The organism is Mycolicibacter nonchromogenicus (genome assembly GCF_002101775.1).
GTDB lineage: Bacteria > Actinomycetota > Actinomycetes > Mycobacteriales > Mycobacteriaceae > Mycobacterium > Mycobacterium nonchromogenicum.
Map to the genome: position 1 here is coordinate 98,049 of NZ_LQPI01000040.1, position 15,925 is coordinate 113,973.

Genomic DNA, 15,925 nt, shown 5'->3' on the forward strand with positions numbered 1-15,925 from the left:
ATTCAGCGCTCGGCGAACTGCGCTGACACGGCGGTCAGCAGCTGGGCCAGGTCGGTTGCTCGGCCGGGCGGATCGGGCAGCCGGACGGGACCTCGCTCACGGCTGGGCAGCAGAATGGTGGCGTGGCCGGGCGCGGTGATCTCCCCTCGATGGTTGGTCGCCGCCAGTTCGAGCTCCACCGCCGGCCGATCGCCGTCGGCGAGGAACTTGCGCACCACCGTGCCTGAGATGGTGTGCAGATCTCCGACGTAGTTGAACAGCCGGAACTCGCAGTCCAACTTCCACAGCCAGGCGTCATCGCCCATCCAATCGGTGCACAGATGGATGAGCCAGGTCTCGCGCATCCGGCCATAGTCGAATGTGGTGGGGTTTCCGGCATTACGCGCCGCAATGGGGTCCCAGTGAACGCGCTGCGCAGCATCGGGGACGCCCTGTTCGTTGGGCGTGTAGAACCGGGGAATTCGTTGCCGGTTGCGCCATGCCAACCCGAGCGGTCGCACACCGTACATACCGGTGCCCATTCCAACGTGCCAGCAGACCATGTCGGTGACGGTGAGGGGCCCCTTGGTCAGCGGTCCGACGGTGTCGCCCTCACAGACGTCCTCCCACCAACGTGGCTCGGATCCCCGAGGAACCTCCCGCGAATACCGCGCGTCGATCTCGGCGATCTCCTCAGGCGTCCAGGTCTTGAGTTCGACGTCCTGGTATTTCTTGCGGCCGCGGGCCTTGCTGCGTTCAGTGCGGATCATGTTGCGGTACTGGCCGCCGAGGATGGTGCCCTCGTCGTCCCGGAACACCTGAGCAGACCATTCGTGGACGGCACGCTCGGCGAATTCGCTCTTCTTGTCCAGCGCGGCCACCAGCGCGTTGCGCCGAATGACCCGGTGGCCGGCCCGCAACGGGGCCCACCACTCGCGGGAGGTCGACGCATAGAAGGCGTGTACACCCCGCAGCGGATCGCCCTTGGTCAGTGCCCGGTCCTCCTCGGACAGCTCCGTGACCTCGTCCTCGCCGATCACGGTGTCGCCGCCGATCAGCGGGGGTGGCGCGATCGGTTCGCCCCACACCGATTTGATGGCGTATTCGGGATCGGACCACAGGGGGTTCGGGTCCCCGTAGCTCTCTGCGGCGTGGCGAAAGGCGTCCTCGTTGGGACGGCGGTAGTGCGGTGGCGCGGGGTTGGGGACGGCGATACCGATGGTGGCCCGCAGCCGGTCCAGCGCCTCATCGGTGATCTGGCCGGTGCCGGACATCGCGCAACCTCCTCATGGCGCAAGCACTTGGTCGAGACCAAAGTGAGAATTAAGATACCCGAAAACGGAAAGCGACGTTAACGTTGGGCGGGCTTCAATGGCGGAAGAGCGGATCGGGATCAGTTACGACGTGGGGCCCGACAATGTGGGCCGCATCGTCATTGACCGCCCCGACGTTGGAAATTCCTTGTCGCCATTGGCCCGAGATGCCCTTGCCGATGCTCTGATCGCTGCGCACGCCGACCCTGAAGTCCGGGCGGTGCTGCTGACGTCAACGGGTCCGCGGCACTTCTGTACCGGTGCGGGCTTGGCGTCGAAACCCACTGATGTGGACGGCCAGCTGCCACCCGACCGGCGCCCGGGGGACATCGCGCGCCAATTGGCACAGGGCTGGCAACGGCTGGTGAGCGCTGTACTGGACTGCGACAAGCCGGTCGTGGCGGCATTCAACGGAACAGCGATGGGCGGCGGTGCCAGTCTGGTGCTGGCGTGCGACCTGGTGGTGATGGGGCAGCAGTCGGCGCTGGTCGAGGGATTTGTGCACCGCGGCATCGTTCCCGACGGCGGAGCGGTGCATCTGCTGACCAGGATCGTCGGCCTGCGTAAAGCCACCGAACTGCTCATGTTGGGTGAGAACGTGGGCGCCGACGAATGCCTGCGGCTGGGCCTGGTGAACCGCGTCGTGCCCGCAGAACAGGTGGACCAGAATGCGGAGTCACTGGCAGTGCGGTTGGCGACCGGGCCGTCGGTGATGCTCGGCCTGACCAAGCGGCTGCTGTCGGTTTCGTCGGAGTCGCCACGGGAGCGGGGGTTCGAGCAGGAGGCATGGGCGGCCGAACTGAACTCGCGCACAGCGGATCTGCAGGAAGGACTGCAGTCATTCGCCGAACGTCGATCGCCCCGCTTTCGGGGGCGTTGAGCAGCGGTCAGCCCGCTGCCGGTCCGCCCCGGATCGTGAATGACGAGGTGTCGTCGATCTCGTCGATCGCGGCGGCTACGCGTTCTGCGGTCAGAGCGGGGTCCTGGATTCCCCTCGTCACACCGATGAACACCCTGGACACCTTGCCGGCTCCGACCGAATAGATGTGGGCAGTGCGTTCGCAGCTGCGGTGCGCCAGATAGACAACCACCGGGGTGACCAGCTCCGGGTCCATCTCCTTGGCGGCCTCGCCCATGATTTCCTCGGTCATCCGAGTCCGGGCGATGGGTGCGATCGCGTTGACCGTGATTCCGTTGCGCGCCCCCTCAATCGCCAACACGTGCATCATGCCGACCAGGCCCATCTTGGCGGCGCCATAGTTGGTTTGGCCGAAGTTGCCGAAAAGGCCGGTGCCCGAAGTGGTATGCACGATCCGGCCGTAGTTCTGCTCCCGCATGATCGGCCACGCTGCGCGGGTGACGTTGAACGCGCCAATGAGGTGTACGGCGACCACGGCGTCGAACTGGTCGGCCGTCATGTTCTTGAATGCCGCGTCGCGCAGAATACCGGCATTGTTCACCAGAATGTCGACGCGCCCGAACGCCTCGAGGGCCGCCGCGACGATGGCCTCACCGCCGTCCTTGGTTGCCACCGAATCGGCGTTCGCAATGGCTGTTCCGCCCTGCGCGGTGATCTCGTCCACGACGCGCTGGGCCACTGATTCGGAGGCGCCGCTGCCGTCGACTGCACTGCCGAGGTCATTCACCACCACCCGGGCGCCGCGTCGCGCCAGCTCGATCGCGTGGCAACGGCCGAGTCCTCCGCCGGCTCCGGTGACGATGGCTACCTGGTTGTCGAATGCAATTGTCATGGGTGAGAGGTTACATTCGCAAGATCGAGAATTATTGTTTGCATCGGAGGACCTCATGACGTGCCCCACCCGCCTGCTGGGCAATGCGGCGCCGCGTGCAGCGGGATTGCGCGCGCGCTACCGGGCCGCCGGGCATTGGTCGCAGAAGCCACTGGATCTGGTGCGCGACACTGCGGCAAGGCATCCCGAGCGGGTCGCGTTGATTGATCGTGCGGAACAGGTCAGCTTTGCCGAACTGGATGTCCGCATCGACGGGATATGCCGGGACTTGACCGAGTCCGGTGTGGGGCCGGGGAGTGCGGTGGTCGTGGTCGTCGGCAACGACGTCGACTCGGTGGCCGCCGTGCACGCGGTACAGCGTTGTGATGCCGTCGTGCTGCTGGTGCCGCGTAGTGCCGGCGTTGCTCAAGTCGCCCAGATCATCGATCGCACCGGGGCGTCGTTGGGGCTGGCGCCGAACTGGCCGGCGGCGGCGGAAGACCTGGCGACGAGGTGCAGGTGGATCACGACCTTGAGCGACCCGGTGAGCGCGCCGATGCCGATCCGGCCGCAACGGCCCGCCGATGAGCCGTCGTTTGTGCTGTACACCTCGGGTACCACCGCGGAGCCCAAGGGCGTAGTGCACTCGTTGAGCACTCTGCACAAGGCATCCGCCAACTACATCGCAGCGGCCGGGCTGGAGGCTTCGGACCGGATCTTTCTGATCAGCCCGCTGGCGTCGGTCACGGGTGTGGTGCAGGCGTTGTTCATCGGCCCCATGCTCGCGGCGCCCGTCGTGTTGGAGGACCGCTGGGATCCGTCTGCGACGTGCGAATTCCTGTTGTCCAGTGGCGCGACCTGGTACGGCGGACCGGACCGCTTGCTGGACCGGTTGCTCGACGAGGCGGTTTCACGAGACGGCTCGGTGCCACTGCGCGCGGTCTATCTCGGCGGCACCATGCTCGACCAGCGGATCGTCGAACGCGTCGAAGATGGGTTCGGCATCGTCGTGATGCGAGCGTACGGGTCTTCGGAGGCGCCGGTGAGTACCTCAGGGCAGCGCCTTGAAGCCAGAGAAGTACGACATGGCGATGACGGACTGCCCCTGGCGGATGTCGAGGTGAGACTGGGCTCCAGCGGAGATCCGGCGGAGTGTTGTATCCGTGGTCCGCACACCTTTCTGGGCTATACCGATGCCGTCGCCGACGACACCGCCTTCGAGGGAGAGTGGTTCCGTACCGGCGACGTCGCGAAGCTGGACGGTGGCCGGGTCCGCGTCGTGGGCCGGATCAAGGACATCGTGATCCGCAACGGGATGAAGATCCCGGCCGCCGAGGTGGAGCAGGCGGTGGCCGAGATAACCGGGGTCGGTGAATGCGCGGCGTACCCGGTGCCTGACGCCACTACCGGAGAACGACTGGCCGTTGCTCTCGTTCTTGACCGCGACGCCGAGTTGTCGCTGGCAGAGGTGACCGCGGCGCTGGTATCGGCGGGTCTGCCCAAGTACAAGCTGCCCGAGGAACTGGTGTTCTGGGATCAGCCGCTGCCGGTCAATGCGAACGGCAAGGTCGCGCGGAACAGGTTGCACGAGAACGCAGTCGGTCGGCCACGAGTGGTGGCCGACCGCCTGGTGGCAAAGCAATGACCGCCGGCCGTCAGTCGGACCCGCTGACGTTGACGGTCGCCTCCTTGATCTGAGCCTGCCAGTCGCCCTGACCACTGTGGTCCCGTTTGGACAGCGCCTGAATCGAGACATCGTGGCCCTCGGCGGCCTTGCGCAGACTTCCGACGGTGGCCTGTTCCCGGGTGATGTGGGTGAACGGGTCCCAGTGATACCAGCGCATGGCGTTCTCGTACGTCATCTTGTTGATCTCGTCGTCGGGAACGTCGTACTTCTTGAGCACCGCGTCGAGTTCCTCGGGAGCGTCGGGCCACATGGAGTCCGAGTGTGGGTAGTCGGCCTCCCAACAGATGTTGTCGACGCCGATCTTGCTGCGCAGTTCCACACCGACCGGATCGGAGATGAAGCAGGTCAGGAAGTGCTCGCGGAAGAACTCTGAGGGCTTCTGGGTGCCGAAGTCCTGACCTGTCCACGTCGAGTGCATCTCGTAGGTGCGGTCGACGCGATCGAGGAAGTAGGGGATCCACCCGGTACCGCCCTCGGACAGGGCGATCTTGAGTCCCGGGTATGCCTTGACCGGCTTGGACCACAGCAGATCCGCGGCGGCCTGCACGATGTTCATCGGCTGCAGAGTGATCATCACATCCATCGGGGCGTCCGGCGCGGTGATGGCCAGACGGCCCGACGAGCCGATGTGCACATTGAGCACGGTGTCGGTGTCGACCAGGGCGTCCCACATGGGTTTCCAGTGCTCCAGGTCGTGGAAACTCGGATAACCCATCGCGGCCGGATTCTCGGTGAAGGTCATCGAGTGCACGCCGCGCGCAGCGTTGCGGCGAATCTCTTTGGCGCAGGCCTCGGGATCCCAGATCACCGGCAGCGTCATCGGGATGAACCTGGCCGGGTAGGCACCGCACCACTCCTCGACGTGCCAGTCGTTATAGGCCTGAATGAGTGCGAGTGAGAAGTCGTGGTCCTCCGTCGCGAACAGCCGCCCGGCGAAGCCCGGGAAGGAGGGAAAGCACATCGATCCCAGGATGCCGCCGGCGTTCATGTCCTTGATGCGCTCGTCGACGTTGTAGCAGCCGGGCCGGATCTCATCGAGGGCCTGCGGCTCCAGGCCGTATTCCTCCTTGGGTCGTCCGGCGACGGCGTTGAGCGCCACATTCGGGATGGTGACATCACGGAACTGCCATCGGTCGCTGCCGTCGGCGTCGTGCACCAGCCGGGGGGCGTCGTTCTGGTACTTCTTGGGCAGGTGGTTGGCAAACATGTCCGGTGGTTCGACGATGTGGTCATCGACACTGACCAGGATCATGTCGTCTTTGTTCACTTCAATTTCCTCTCCGGTACCGGCGTGAAAATCGGGATGGCGAAACCGTCTGCGCCGCGGCGAAAATCGAGAGTGAGCTCCAGGCCGGCGTCCAGTCTCTCGATGGCGCAGTTCTCGAGGTGGGTCATCAGACGTGGTCCCTCGGCCAGGTCGACCATCGCGACCACATATGGCGTGAGTGCGTCGAACGGGGCGGCGTTCTGGTGGACCACGGTCCAGGTGTAGAGCGTTGCGCGACCAGATGCCGGTGTGGGCGCTACGTCTTCGCTCCAGCAGTGTGGGCAGAAACATCTGTGGTGCAGCGAGTTTCGCCCGCATTCCTGACACGCGTTGAGCAGCAGCGTGCCGTTCTGGATCGCCGACCACCATGCCTCGCTGTCGGCGTCGATGGTGGGCCGGTCGGGGCTTGTCATCACTGCCTCCCCAGAATCATCGTGGCGCTGTGACTGAAGAAGCCGCCGGTGGCGTGGACGCAGGCGAGCTCGGCATCGTGGACCTGGCGCACTCCGCACTCACCGCGAAGCTGCCGCACTGCCTCGACCATGAGGAACATGCCGCGCATTCCCGGGTGGCAGGCGGCCAGACCTCCGCCGTCGGTGTTGGTCGGCAGCGCACCCCCGGGCCGCAACGCCCCCGACTCGATGAATGCGCCGCCTTCGCCCTTGGCGCAGAAGCCGAGGTCTTCGACGGTGAACAGCACCGTGGCGGTGAAGGAGTCGTAGAGCTGGCATACGTCGATGTCGGAGGGACGCACTCCGGCCTGGGCGAAGGCGGCCGGGCCGGACACCGCGCCCGCGGACGTGGTGAAGTCGTCCCACGCGCTCATGCTGACGTGCGATGTGGCATCAGCAGAACCGAGTACCCAGACCGGGTCCTTGGCGCAGTTGCGGGCCACGGCTTCGCCGGCCAGCACCACCGCGCCGCCACCATCGGTACGCAGGCAGACGTGTTTGGCGGTGAAGGGATCGGCCAGCATGGGCGCGGCCGCCACATCCTCGATGGTGAGGCGTTCCCGGTCGAAGGCGTTCTCGTTGTTCGCCGCCCACTCGTGTGCGGCGACCGCGACCTCAGCCAGCTGCTCCGCGGTGGTCCCGAACTCGATCATGTGCCGGCGGGCGGCCATGGCGTACTTGGCGATCAGTGTGGCGCCGTAGGGTGCCTCGTACTGCATAGCCCCTCCCGCGCCGACTGCGGCAACCGAGGCGCGTGTCCGCCGTTTGACGTCCGAACGGGCAGTGGAGCCGTAGGTGAGCAGGATGACATCGACCTCGCCTGCGGCGATCGCGGCGACGGCATGTCGCGCCATCACCTCCCACGAGGATCCGCCCACATTGGTGGCATCGACCCAGCGCGGCCGCAGCCCGAGATACTCGCTGACCTCGATCGGCGGTAGCAGCGTTCCGTGGCCGCCGAAGCCCTCGATGTCGTCCTTGGTCAGGCCGGCGTCGGCGATGGCCCGGCGGGCGGATTGCGCCATCAGTCCCATCGCGGTCATATCGGGCACCCGCCCGCAGTCGGAGAGGCCCGCTCCCACGATGGCTACGCGCTTGGACGGCATAGCACATGGTAACCACACCGGTAACGACGTTTCCCGATTGGCGTCAATAACGATTCTCGTTCGGCTAACGTCAGGACGATGCAGAGGAACCTCAGGGCGGAGTTGCACGGGGACCGGTTGGTACTGTGCCTGGCCCTGTTGAATTCTCGGACACCCGAGGTGCCGGCGATCGCTGCTGCTTGCGGTTATGACGCCATCTACGTCGACCTTGAGCACACCTCTACGTCGTTGGAGACCGCAGCGCTGATGTGCGTGGGCGCCATAGGTGCGGGCATCGCAGGACTGGTCCGAGTGCCCTCGCAGGACCCCGGCGTGATCGCGCGGGTGCTCGATTCCGGCGCAGTGGGAGTCATTGTTCCCCATGTCAATTCGGCGGATGAGGCGGAAGCTGTCGTGTCGGCGGCAAGGTTTCCCCCGTTCGGGCGGCGATCGATCTCCGGTCCGAGCGTGGTGAGCGGATTTCATCCGCTCAGCCCATCCGAGCTCACCGCCGAACTGGAGAGGCAGACGGTGGTGGCGGTGATGATCGAAACCGTGGAAGCCGTCGCCGATTGTGACCTGATCGCCGCGGTCCCCGGCGTCGACATGATCCTGCTGGGGCCGAGTGACCTGACCGCCGAGATGGGCATTCATGGGGATTATGAGAATGAGGATTTCCATTCTGCGGTACGCTCTGTTGCAGCGGCTTGTCGTAGACACGGCGTGGCGCTGGGAATCGCCGGTATCAAGTCGGTTGAACTGCTGGAACGGTATGTGGGCCTGGGTCTGCGATTCATTTCGGCGGGCACCGATGTCGGGATGATGACCGAGGCGGCCAGCTCCCGCGCGCTGGCGCTTCGTGCTCTGTCGGTGGGTCGCTGACAAGCAGGCTGTGCACGACGACAGGAGCCCCGGATGCCCACCGCGATATATACCGCTCAGGTCAGCGACTCAATGGCCTGGACCGGCGCCGACGTCAGCAAGGAGGACCTCTGCTTCGACCTGTCCTCACGCAATGTCGCAGCGCTGGAGTCGATCCTGGCGAAGACGGCCGGGAAGGCCCGGGACGACATCACGTTCGACGACGTACACCATCCCGATCTCGATGAAGACCTCGCGAGGCTGTACCGCGACTTGATGTTCGGCAAGGGGTTGGCGTGCGTGCGCGGATTCCCGGTTGAGCAGCACTCGATCGAGGATCTCGAGCGAATCTACTGGGCGTTCTGCTGGCACCTGGGATATCCGGTGTCCAACAACTCGTTCGGCGACCGTCTGGTTCGTGTCCAGGAAGAGGTCCTGCCGGATGGTGTGCAACCGGCTCGGGGCACCAAATCCAGCGCGGAGCTGGCGATGCACAACGATGCCGCCGACATTCTGTCGCTGTTGTGCGTGTATCCGGCCCTGTCCGGTGGCGAAAGCCAGTTCGCCAGCGGGCCCGCGGCGCACAATCGAATCCTGGCGGAACGACCTGACCTGCTGGGGGTGCTGTACCAGGGTTTCCCCCACCATCGGCGCAGCGAGCAGCCGGATGATCAACCCGATGTCACGCCGTACGACGTACCGGTGTTCTCGCAGATCGATGGCCGGATCTGCATCAACTTCACCTACAGCAGCATTCTGCCCGCGATGAAGACACTGGGCCGTGAGTTCACACCCGAGCAGAACGAAGCCATCGAGTTGCTCCGGCGAGTTCTCATCGAGCAGCAGGTCGAGTTCCGGCTTGAATCCGGTGAGGCCGCGGTGGCCAACAACTTTGCGATGTGCCACTCGCGCTCTGACTTCGTCAGCAGCACCGACCCGAAGAGGGCCCGCTGCTTCCTGCGCGCGTGGATGGAAGTGCCGCGTGAGGACCGCCGCCTGCCGCTGGGCCGCGAGTACTTCCACATGGAGAACAAGGACATGCGCCTCGGCTACGACGTGGTGGAGGGCCGGGACGGTGCCATCGCGCGCAACGACTACAAGAATGTTGACGCCGAGTTGGCTGCCATGTTCAAGGCCGCCCAGGTGAAGCCCAAGCCGAGCCGGTGAGCACGACTCGCCCGCGGTTGGTGTACGAGCGGTGGACCGACCCCATCGCCGGTGAGGTGCTGGAGCCGGCGGACATCGACGTGATCAGGCTGGATCTGTCGGCCCCGGCAGAGCTCAACTGGTCGGTGCTGGAGTCGGCGCACGGCTACCAGGTGGCCACCCGGACCGACACCGCGGCACTACCCGGCGCATCGCAGTACCTTGCCGGGGCCGAACTCATCTCGCGATGCGACAACCTGCTGGCGGTCTGCTCAGCCGGAGCCGGCTATGACGTGATCGACGTGGAGGCGTGCACGCGCGCCGGGGTTGCGGTGTGTAACAACTCGGGGCCGGGTGCAGAAGCGGTCGCCGAACACGCACTCGGGTTCATGCTCGACCTGGCGAAGAAGATCACCGTGTCAGACCGCAGGCTGCGCGCCGGCCCGCTGGAGAACCGGTTGACCCTGCGCGGAACGCAACTGCTCGGTAAAACCCTCGGGGTGATCGGCCTCGGGGCAATCGGATCCCGACTCGTAGAACTGTGCGCCCCGTTCAGGATGAACGTGCTCGCATACGATCCCTATCTGGACGAGGCGAAGGCAGCAGCCCTCGGGGTCACCGGGGTGGACCTTGCCGAGTTGGTGCGGTCCTCGGACTTCGTTCAGGTCACCTGCCCGCTGACGGCTGAGACCGCAGGCCTCATCGGGCGTGCGGAGTTTGCGGCGATGAAACCCACCGCGTACTTCATCACCACCGCCCGCGGGCCGGTCCACGACGAGCGCGCACTACTGGAAGCGCTGCGCAGCGGCGCAATAGCAGGGGCGGGTCTGGATGTGTTCCACACCGAGCCGCCCCGGCATGACGATCCACTGCTGCAGATGGACACTGTGGTGGCCACCCCGCACACCGCCGGCATCACCGCCGAGGCGGCCCGCGATATCGCCGTCGCCACCGCCGAGCAGTGGAAGGCGATCTTCGCCGGTCAGCTGCCGCCTCGGTTGCTCAATCCCGATGTGTGGCCTCGTTACTGTGAGCGGTTCAACGATGTGTTCGGTTTCCGCCCAAACGCCAGCTGCGACCCGGCAGACTCTGATTCAAACCGAAGGTGAGCACTGTGGGATATCAGACGATCAAGTTCGAGGTCCGGGGGCACACGGCATGTGTGACCCTCAACCGGCCCGAGGTGCTCAACGCGATCAACGACGAAATGATCGCCGAGCTGGCCGAGGTGTACGCCGAGGTCGAGACGTCACAGGACATCTGGACTGTGATCATCACCGGCTCGGGCCGCGCGCTGTGTGTGGGCGCCGACGTCAACAAGGCCGCCGACCACGACATGGAGAACGCCGCGGGAATCGACAATCAAGGTGAACCCATCCTGAGCTCGCTGCGGCAGTGGGAAGCGCCGCAGGAGGCGACGCCGCCGTGGTTGCAGATGACCAAGCCGATCATCTGCGCCGTCAACGGAATCGCCTGCGGCGCGGGTTTGGATCTCGTCACCACGGCGGACATCACCATCGCCGCGGAGAGCGCAACCCTGATGGACCCGCATGTGAGTATCGGTGTGGCGTCGGGGCGAGAAGCGGTGCGCCTGGCCCGGATATTGCCACTCCCGGTCGCGATGCGGCTGGTGTTGATGGGGCGTCATGAGCGGTTGAGCGCCCAACGTGCCTACGACCTGGGCATTTTTACCGAAGTGGTGCCCGACGCCGATCTGTTGGAGCGGTCCTGGGAGATTGCCGAGGTCGTCAACGCGAATGCGCCTCTGGCCGTACGTGGATCGCGCATGGCGGTGCGCAAGGGTTTGACGCTGCCGATCAACGAGGCTGAGCTGCTGGCCGAGAACTACCGGATGAAGGTGGCACTCACCAAGGATGCGATCGAAGGGCCGCGAGCATTTCTGGAGAAGCGTCCGCCGCAGTGGCAGGCGCGCTAGGTCGCCCCGCCGGCCCGTACCCGATCGGCCCCTCTGCTAGGCCAGCCCGAAGAAGTTCTTCGCGTTGGTGGACAAAACCTTTCGCTTGGTCTCCTCATCAAGGCCCTCGGTCGCCTTGTTCGCGACCTCGGTGCTGTGCGGCCAGTTGGTGTCGTTGTGCGGATAGTCGGTCTCGAACATGAGCTGGTCGGGGCCGACGAGATCGAGGATGCGGAACGCCACGGGGTCACCGAAGGTGGAGAACCACACTCGGCCGGGAACCTGTCTGCTCGGCGGTTCGGTGAGCAGGGGATGGACACCACCCCATCCCCGCCGGTCTTCCCAGACCTCATCGACCCGCTGCAGGTAATAGGGGATCCAACCGGCTTGCGCCTCTGCGAAAGCCAGCTTGAGCTTGGGAAACTGCGTCAACTTTGCCGAGAACAGCCAGTCCACCAGGGCGATCGTGCAATTGACCGCCATGAGCGCACTGGTGACCACGTGCGGGGCGTCGGGTGAGGACTTGGTCAGTGAAGAGCTCGACCCGATGTGCACCATGATGCCGACGTTGTTGCGTTCGCAGGCGGCGAAGAACGGATCCCAGTAGCCGCTGTGGATCGAGGGCAGGTCGAGGCGCGCGGGGAGCTCGGAGAAGCAGACGGCGGGCATACCTTTGGCCGCGACCCGCTCAACCTCTTTGGCGGCCAGCTCGGCGTCCCACAGCGGGATGATTCCGAGTGGAATGAGCCTGCCGTTTGAGTCTGCGCCCCACTCATCGATCTGAAAGTCGTTGTAGGCCTGGACACAGAGCAGGGACAGGTCTTTGTCCTTACCGTAGAGAAATCGCTGGCCGCAGAACCGGACGAGTGTGTTGGGGAAACACGCCGAGGCCTCGATACCGGCGACGTCCATGTCGGCGAGACGGTCCGCGACGCGGTAGCAGCCCGGGCGCATCTCCTCATAGGTGATCGGGGCGGTGGTCAGCTCGTCGATCTCGTAGCCGGCCGCCGCGCTGATCAACGGAATCGGGATGAGCGAATCCTCGTAGTGCCAGATGTCGGCGTCGCGACCGTCCTCGTCATCGATGAACGCGACGTCGGAGGTGACACTGGGATCCATACGCCCGCGGTGCCTGACGATTCGCGGTCCGGTGTCCCGGTAGCGCGAGGGCAGCCTGCTGGTCCACAGGTCGGCCGGCTCGACGAGGTGGTCGTCCGGCGAGACGATCGGAATATCTGCAGAGCTGACTGAACTCAATGCGGTAACTCCTTCAGGACACCCCGACAGCAAGTATTGGTGAAAAGCGAGAATGATCGTTTCCACGATAGCGCATCGGCGTCCCGTCCCGGGCGGCGATGGATCAGCCGACGGGTGAAAATCAACATACTCACGTCGGTAGACGGTCAGTTCTCGCGGGCGATCCCGTATCCTTCGAAGCATCATGAACGCGAAGAAGGGCAACCCCGGCGGCGGGCAGGCCGGGCTGGAGATTGTCGAAGCCGAACTGGAGAGCCCCGGCACCACCTGGCAACAGCGCACCATCGACCGGCGGCTCAGTGCTGCTCGAGCTCGCGCACTGGCACGGAGTTCACGGTTCCTGGCCACCGCCCTCGAGCTCATCGAAGAATCCGGGCGAGCGGACTTCACCATTCAGACCCTGATCGATCGCTCCAGCCTGAGCCTGCGTGCCTTCTACCAGCACTTCGCGGGTAAGGAAGAGCTGCTGCTCGCGCTCTACGAAGACGTCACCAGCCAGTTCACCGAAAGCATCCGCCAGGAAGTCGCGGCCGCAGACGGGCCGATGGAGCAACTCGAGGCGTTCTGCCGCGGATTTCTCTCCCGCGCTGAATCCTCGGAGAAGGCCGGTGGTCGGGTCATGACCATCTACAACCTCAGCCTGGAGATCGAACGGCCCACCGACTTTGCGAAGATCTGGGAGCCGCACCAGAAGCTGCTCACCAAGATCGTGACCGCCTGTTCGCGGGCCGGCTTGGTGCGTAAGGATCTGACACCCGCACAGCTGACCACGCTGCTGAACTCGACCTTGACCGCACTCGCGCAGATCGGTGTTTTCCAACTCGGCACCAAGGGTGCCGAACTCACCGAAGACGAACTGTGGTCCTGGTGCAAGCAGGCGATCTCGCCACCGGCGGACGAGAAGCCGGCGCCGGCACGGGCCTCGCGTCCCTCGCGCGCGCGGACGGCCCGTAAGTAGCGTCCCGGCTACCGCGGCAGACCCAGGCCGTGTTGCGCGATGATCGATCGTTGAACTTCGCTGGTCCCGGCGTAGATGGTGGTACCGAGCGAGAACCTGAGTAGGTGATCGAACCGGCCCCGCTCGGGAGCGGTCGGGTCCAGGTAGGAGCGCATCGCGTCAGGACCCACCAGTTCGACCATGTCCTGACTTGCGCGCTCCAGGGCTTCGGTGCTGAACACCTTGGACATGGGTCCCTCGGCGACCGCTTGTCGGCCCTGCTCACTCAGCCAAACGCACCGTCGCTGCAGCAGTTTGGCGACCTCGGCCTCCATTGCGACCCTGGCGATTCGGCGCCGCACATCGGTCTGACTCATCGGGGCAGCGCCACCGTCCGGCGGAGTCGTCTGCGCCCACCGTTCGACGTGATGCAGCAGACGGTCGATGTGCGGTCCCCAGCCAGAGGCGTGCTCGTATTCGAGCGAGAGTCGCAGCACCTGCCAGCCCCCGTCGATCTCACCGATGCGCCACTGGTCGCCGATACGCACATCGCTGTAGAAGGTGATGTTGGTGCGCTCCCCGGACAGCGTCCACACCGCCTGCGCGTCGAAACCTGGAGTGTCGCGCGGCACCAGGAACATGGTCAGCCCCTTGTGCTTCGGCTTGTCCGGGCTGGTCCTGGCCAGGAGGAAGACATAATCGGCGATATGGCCGTTGGTGGTGAACATCTTCGACCCGTTGATGATCCAGTCGTCGCCGTCACGCACCGCGCGGGTGGCCGCCGCTGCGACGTCCGAGCCGCACTCGGGTTCGGTGAAACCGAGTGCGATGGTGATATCGCCGCGCATCGCCCCGGCAACGATCTTCTCCCGCATCGCGGGAGTGCCGGCGGCTTGGATGATGGTCGCGACCATGCGGGTTGTCTCTGACAGGTATACCGGCGCGTCGAAGCGCATCATCTGTTCTTTGACTACCTGTTCGGCCCAGAGCCCACGATTCTGACCGCCCAACTCAACCGGCCAGGCCGGGGCGAAGTAACCCTTGTCCACCAGGCCTTTGGCGAAGCTCTCATCATGAGAGACCCCGCTGCGGTAGAGCTGCTCCTCGAACTCGGGAGTCAACACATCCTGAAGATGTGCCTGTACTTCAGCGCTGAATTCTGCGGTCTCCGAGTCGAGCTGAAAATGCATGCCCTCGCACCAATCTCTGTCTGGAACACCTGAACGATACTGCTACTCTCAAAAGTGAGAGCAATCATATCCGCTGGAACGGGGCACTGACTTGGACCTGAGCCTGTCCGACGAGCAACGCCAGCTCGTTGACTCCTTCGCCGCCCTGTATGCGCGCGAGTCGACCTCGGAGCGGATACCGGCCGCCGAGCCGGTGGGCTTCGACGCGGCCCTCTGGCTGGCGCTGCGGGAAACAGGCGTCGTGGAGATGGCCGTACCCGAGCGTGACGGTGGCTGGGGCGCCTCCGTGCTTGAGCTCGCGTTGGTAGCCGAACAGCACGGCAGGGCAACAGGATCGGCTCCCGTCATCGAGGCGCAGGTCGCTGCCTGGCTGTTGGCGGCATGCGGTGTCCCCGGAGCCGAATTGCTGGCAGCAGCGATGTCGGGCCAGAAGTTGATCACCTTCGCGCCGCGCCCATACGTTGGCCCACACCTGGGACTGGTGCCGGCGGGCGCGGTGGCCGACGTGGTGATCGCACTCGTCGGCGATCGGCTGGTGGCGTCGAGCATCGACGAACGAACCGTGGTCGACAACCTGGGGACTCTGCCGTTGGCGGACGTTTCGGCAGCCCCGGACGCCGTGACCTTGGCCGAGGGCGCCGAGGCAGTCGCCCTGCATTCGTCTGCGCTGGATCGATGGCTTGCGCTGACCGCAGCGGAGCTGGTCGGTATCGGCGGACGAGCGGTTGACGTCGGCGCTCAGTACGCCAAGGAACGCAAAGCCTTTGGTGTGGCGATCGGATCCTTCCAGGCGGTCTCACACCCGCTCGCCGACAGCGCCACGGCCATCGACGGTGCACGGCTGCTGGCATTCGAGGCCGCGTGCGCGTTCACCGACGAGACCGACCGGGAAACGGAGTTGTCCGCTATGGCGTTCGCCTTCGCCGCCGAATCCGCCCGGGACGCCACCCGGACCAGCCTGCACGTGCACGGGGGATACGGCTTCGGCATGGAAGCAGATGTCCAGTTGTACTATCGGCGGGCTCGCGGATTGACCATGGTCTACGGAGACCCGCTGACCGCACTGGACCGGGTCGCCGACGCGCGCTACGGTGCGGCCGGCTGAC

At 65.2% G+C, this 15,925-nt stretch carries 15 protein-coding genes; 8 read left to right on the forward strand and 7 right to left on the reverse strand.

Annotated features, from left to right (window positions below; genetic code table 11):
* Positions 1-2 precede the first annotated feature (2 nt).
* Positions 3-1,253 (reverse strand): hotdog family protein, encoded by a 1,251-nt coding sequence (locus tag AWC18_RS09930; protein ID WP_085138582.1) that lies wholly within the window; start codon positions 1,251-1,253, stop codon positions 3-5.
* A 97-nt stretch (positions 1,254-1,350) separates the two neighbouring features.
* On the opposite strand from AWC18_RS09930, the gene AWC18_RS09935 reads away from it, so the two are divergent.
* Positions 1,351-2,172 (forward strand): enoyl-CoA hydratase/isomerase family protein, encoded by an 822-nt coding sequence (locus AWC18_RS09935; RefSeq protein WP_085138583.1) that lies wholly within the window; start codon positions 1,351-1,353, stop codon positions 2,170-2,172.
* A 7-nt stretch (positions 2,173-2,179) separates the two neighbouring features.
* On the opposite strand, the gene AWC18_RS09940 is transcribed toward AWC18_RS09935, so the two are convergent.
* On the reverse strand, positions 2,180-3,043 hold the full coding sequence (locus tag AWC18_RS09940; RefSeq protein WP_085138584.1) for an SDR family oxidoreductase: 864 nt from the start codon (positions 3,041-3,043) through the stop codon (positions 2,180-2,182).
* A 55-nt stretch (positions 3,044-3,098) separates the two neighbouring features.
* Between AWC18_RS09940 and AWC18_RS09945 the strand changes: the two genes are divergently transcribed.
* Entirely contained in the window at positions 3,099-4,667 is a 1,569-nt protein-coding gene (locus AWC18_RS09945) for a class I adenylate-forming enzyme family protein (protein WP_085138585.1), read from the forward strand.
* Between the two features lie 10 nt (positions 4,668-4,677).
* Here the strand turns inward: AWC18_RS09945 and AWC18_RS09950 are convergent, their stop codons facing one another.
* Genes AWC18_RS09950 through AWC18_RS09960 form a run of 3 tightly spaced genes read right to left on the reverse strand, consistent with a single transcriptional unit; the run spans position 4,678 to position 7,534 of the window.
* A complete protein-coding gene (locus tag AWC18_RS09950) occupies positions 4,678-5,976 on the reverse strand; it encodes an amidohydrolase family protein (protein WP_064997829.1) in 1,299 nt (432 codons plus the stop codon).
* Entirely contained in the window at positions 5,973-6,389 is a 417-nt protein-coding gene (locus AWC18_RS09955) for a Zn-ribbon domain-containing OB-fold protein (protein WP_085138586.1), read from the reverse strand. Before AWC18_RS09955 ends, AWC18_RS09950 begins: the two co-directional genes overlap by 4 nt.
* Positions 6,389-7,534 (reverse strand): acetyl-CoA acetyltransferase, encoded by a 1,146-nt coding sequence (locus AWC18_RS09960; RefSeq protein ID WP_085138587.1) that lies wholly within the window; start codon positions 7,532-7,534, stop codon positions 6,389-6,391. Before AWC18_RS09960 ends, AWC18_RS09955 begins: the two co-directional genes overlap by 1 nt.
* A gap of 78 nt (positions 7,535-7,612) precedes the next feature.
* Here AWC18_RS09960 and AWC18_RS09965 point away from each other — a divergent pair, with 78 nt between their 5' ends.
* From AWC18_RS09965 to AWC18_RS09980, 4 genes are read left to right on the forward strand one after another with little or no spacing between them, the layout of a single operon-like run.
* Complete coding sequence (locus AWC18_RS09965) at positions 7,613-8,395, forward strand: HpcH/HpaI aldolase family protein (protein WP_085138588.1); 783 nt, start codon at positions 7,613-7,615, stop codon at positions 8,393-8,395.
* Between the two features lie 33 nt (positions 8,396-8,428).
* Positions 8,429-9,541 carry a TauD/TfdA family dioxygenase gene (locus AWC18_RS09970; protein ID WP_085138589.1) on the forward strand — a complete coding sequence of 371 codons (1,113 nt, stop codon included), beginning with the start codon at positions 8,429-8,431 and terminating at the stop codon, positions 9,539-9,541.
* Entirely contained in the window at positions 9,538-10,629 is a 1,092-nt protein-coding gene (locus tag AWC18_RS09975; protein WP_234806480.1) for a hydroxyacid dehydrogenase, read from the forward strand. The genes AWC18_RS09970 and AWC18_RS09975 overlap by 4 nt, the downstream gene beginning before the upstream one ends.
* Positions 10,626-11,456 (forward strand): enoyl-CoA hydratase/isomerase family protein, encoded by an 831-nt coding sequence (locus AWC18_RS09980; RefSeq protein ID WP_208858345.1) that lies wholly within the window; start codon positions 10,626-10,628, stop codon positions 11,454-11,456. The genes AWC18_RS09975 and AWC18_RS09980 overlap by 4 nt, the downstream gene beginning before the upstream one ends.
* A 36-nt stretch (positions 11,457-11,492) precedes the next feature.
* On the opposite strand, the gene AWC18_RS09985 is transcribed toward AWC18_RS09980, so the two are convergent.
* The gene (locus AWC18_RS09985; RefSeq protein WP_085138590.1) at positions 11,493-12,692 is read right to left on the reverse strand and encodes an amidohydrolase family protein; all 1,200 of its coding nucleotides are present in this window, start codon (positions 12,690-12,692) and stop codon (positions 11,493-11,495) included.
* Positions 12,693-12,876: 184 nt separating this feature from the next.
* Between AWC18_RS09985 and AWC18_RS09990 the strand changes: the two genes are divergently transcribed.
* A complete protein-coding gene (locus AWC18_RS09990) occupies positions 12,877-13,650 on the forward strand; it encodes a TetR/AcrR family transcriptional regulator (protein WP_085138591.1) in 774 nt (257 codons plus the stop codon).
* Between the two features lie 8 nt (positions 13,651-13,658).
* On the opposite strand, the gene AWC18_RS09995 is transcribed toward AWC18_RS09990, so the two are convergent.
* Positions 13,659-14,819, reverse strand: a complete 1,161-nt coding sequence (locus AWC18_RS09995; protein ID WP_085138592.1) for an acyl-CoA dehydrogenase family protein — start codon at positions 14,817-14,819, stop codon at positions 13,659-13,661.
* Positions 14,820-14,910: 91 nt separating this feature from the next.
* Between AWC18_RS09995 and AWC18_RS10000 the strand changes: the two genes are divergently transcribed.
* On the forward strand, positions 14,911-15,924 hold the full coding sequence (locus tag AWC18_RS10000) for an acyl-CoA dehydrogenase family protein (protein ID WP_085138593.1): 1,014 nt from the start codon (positions 14,911-14,913) through the stop codon (positions 15,922-15,924).
* The last annotated feature ends 1 nt before the right edge of the window (position 15,925 follow it).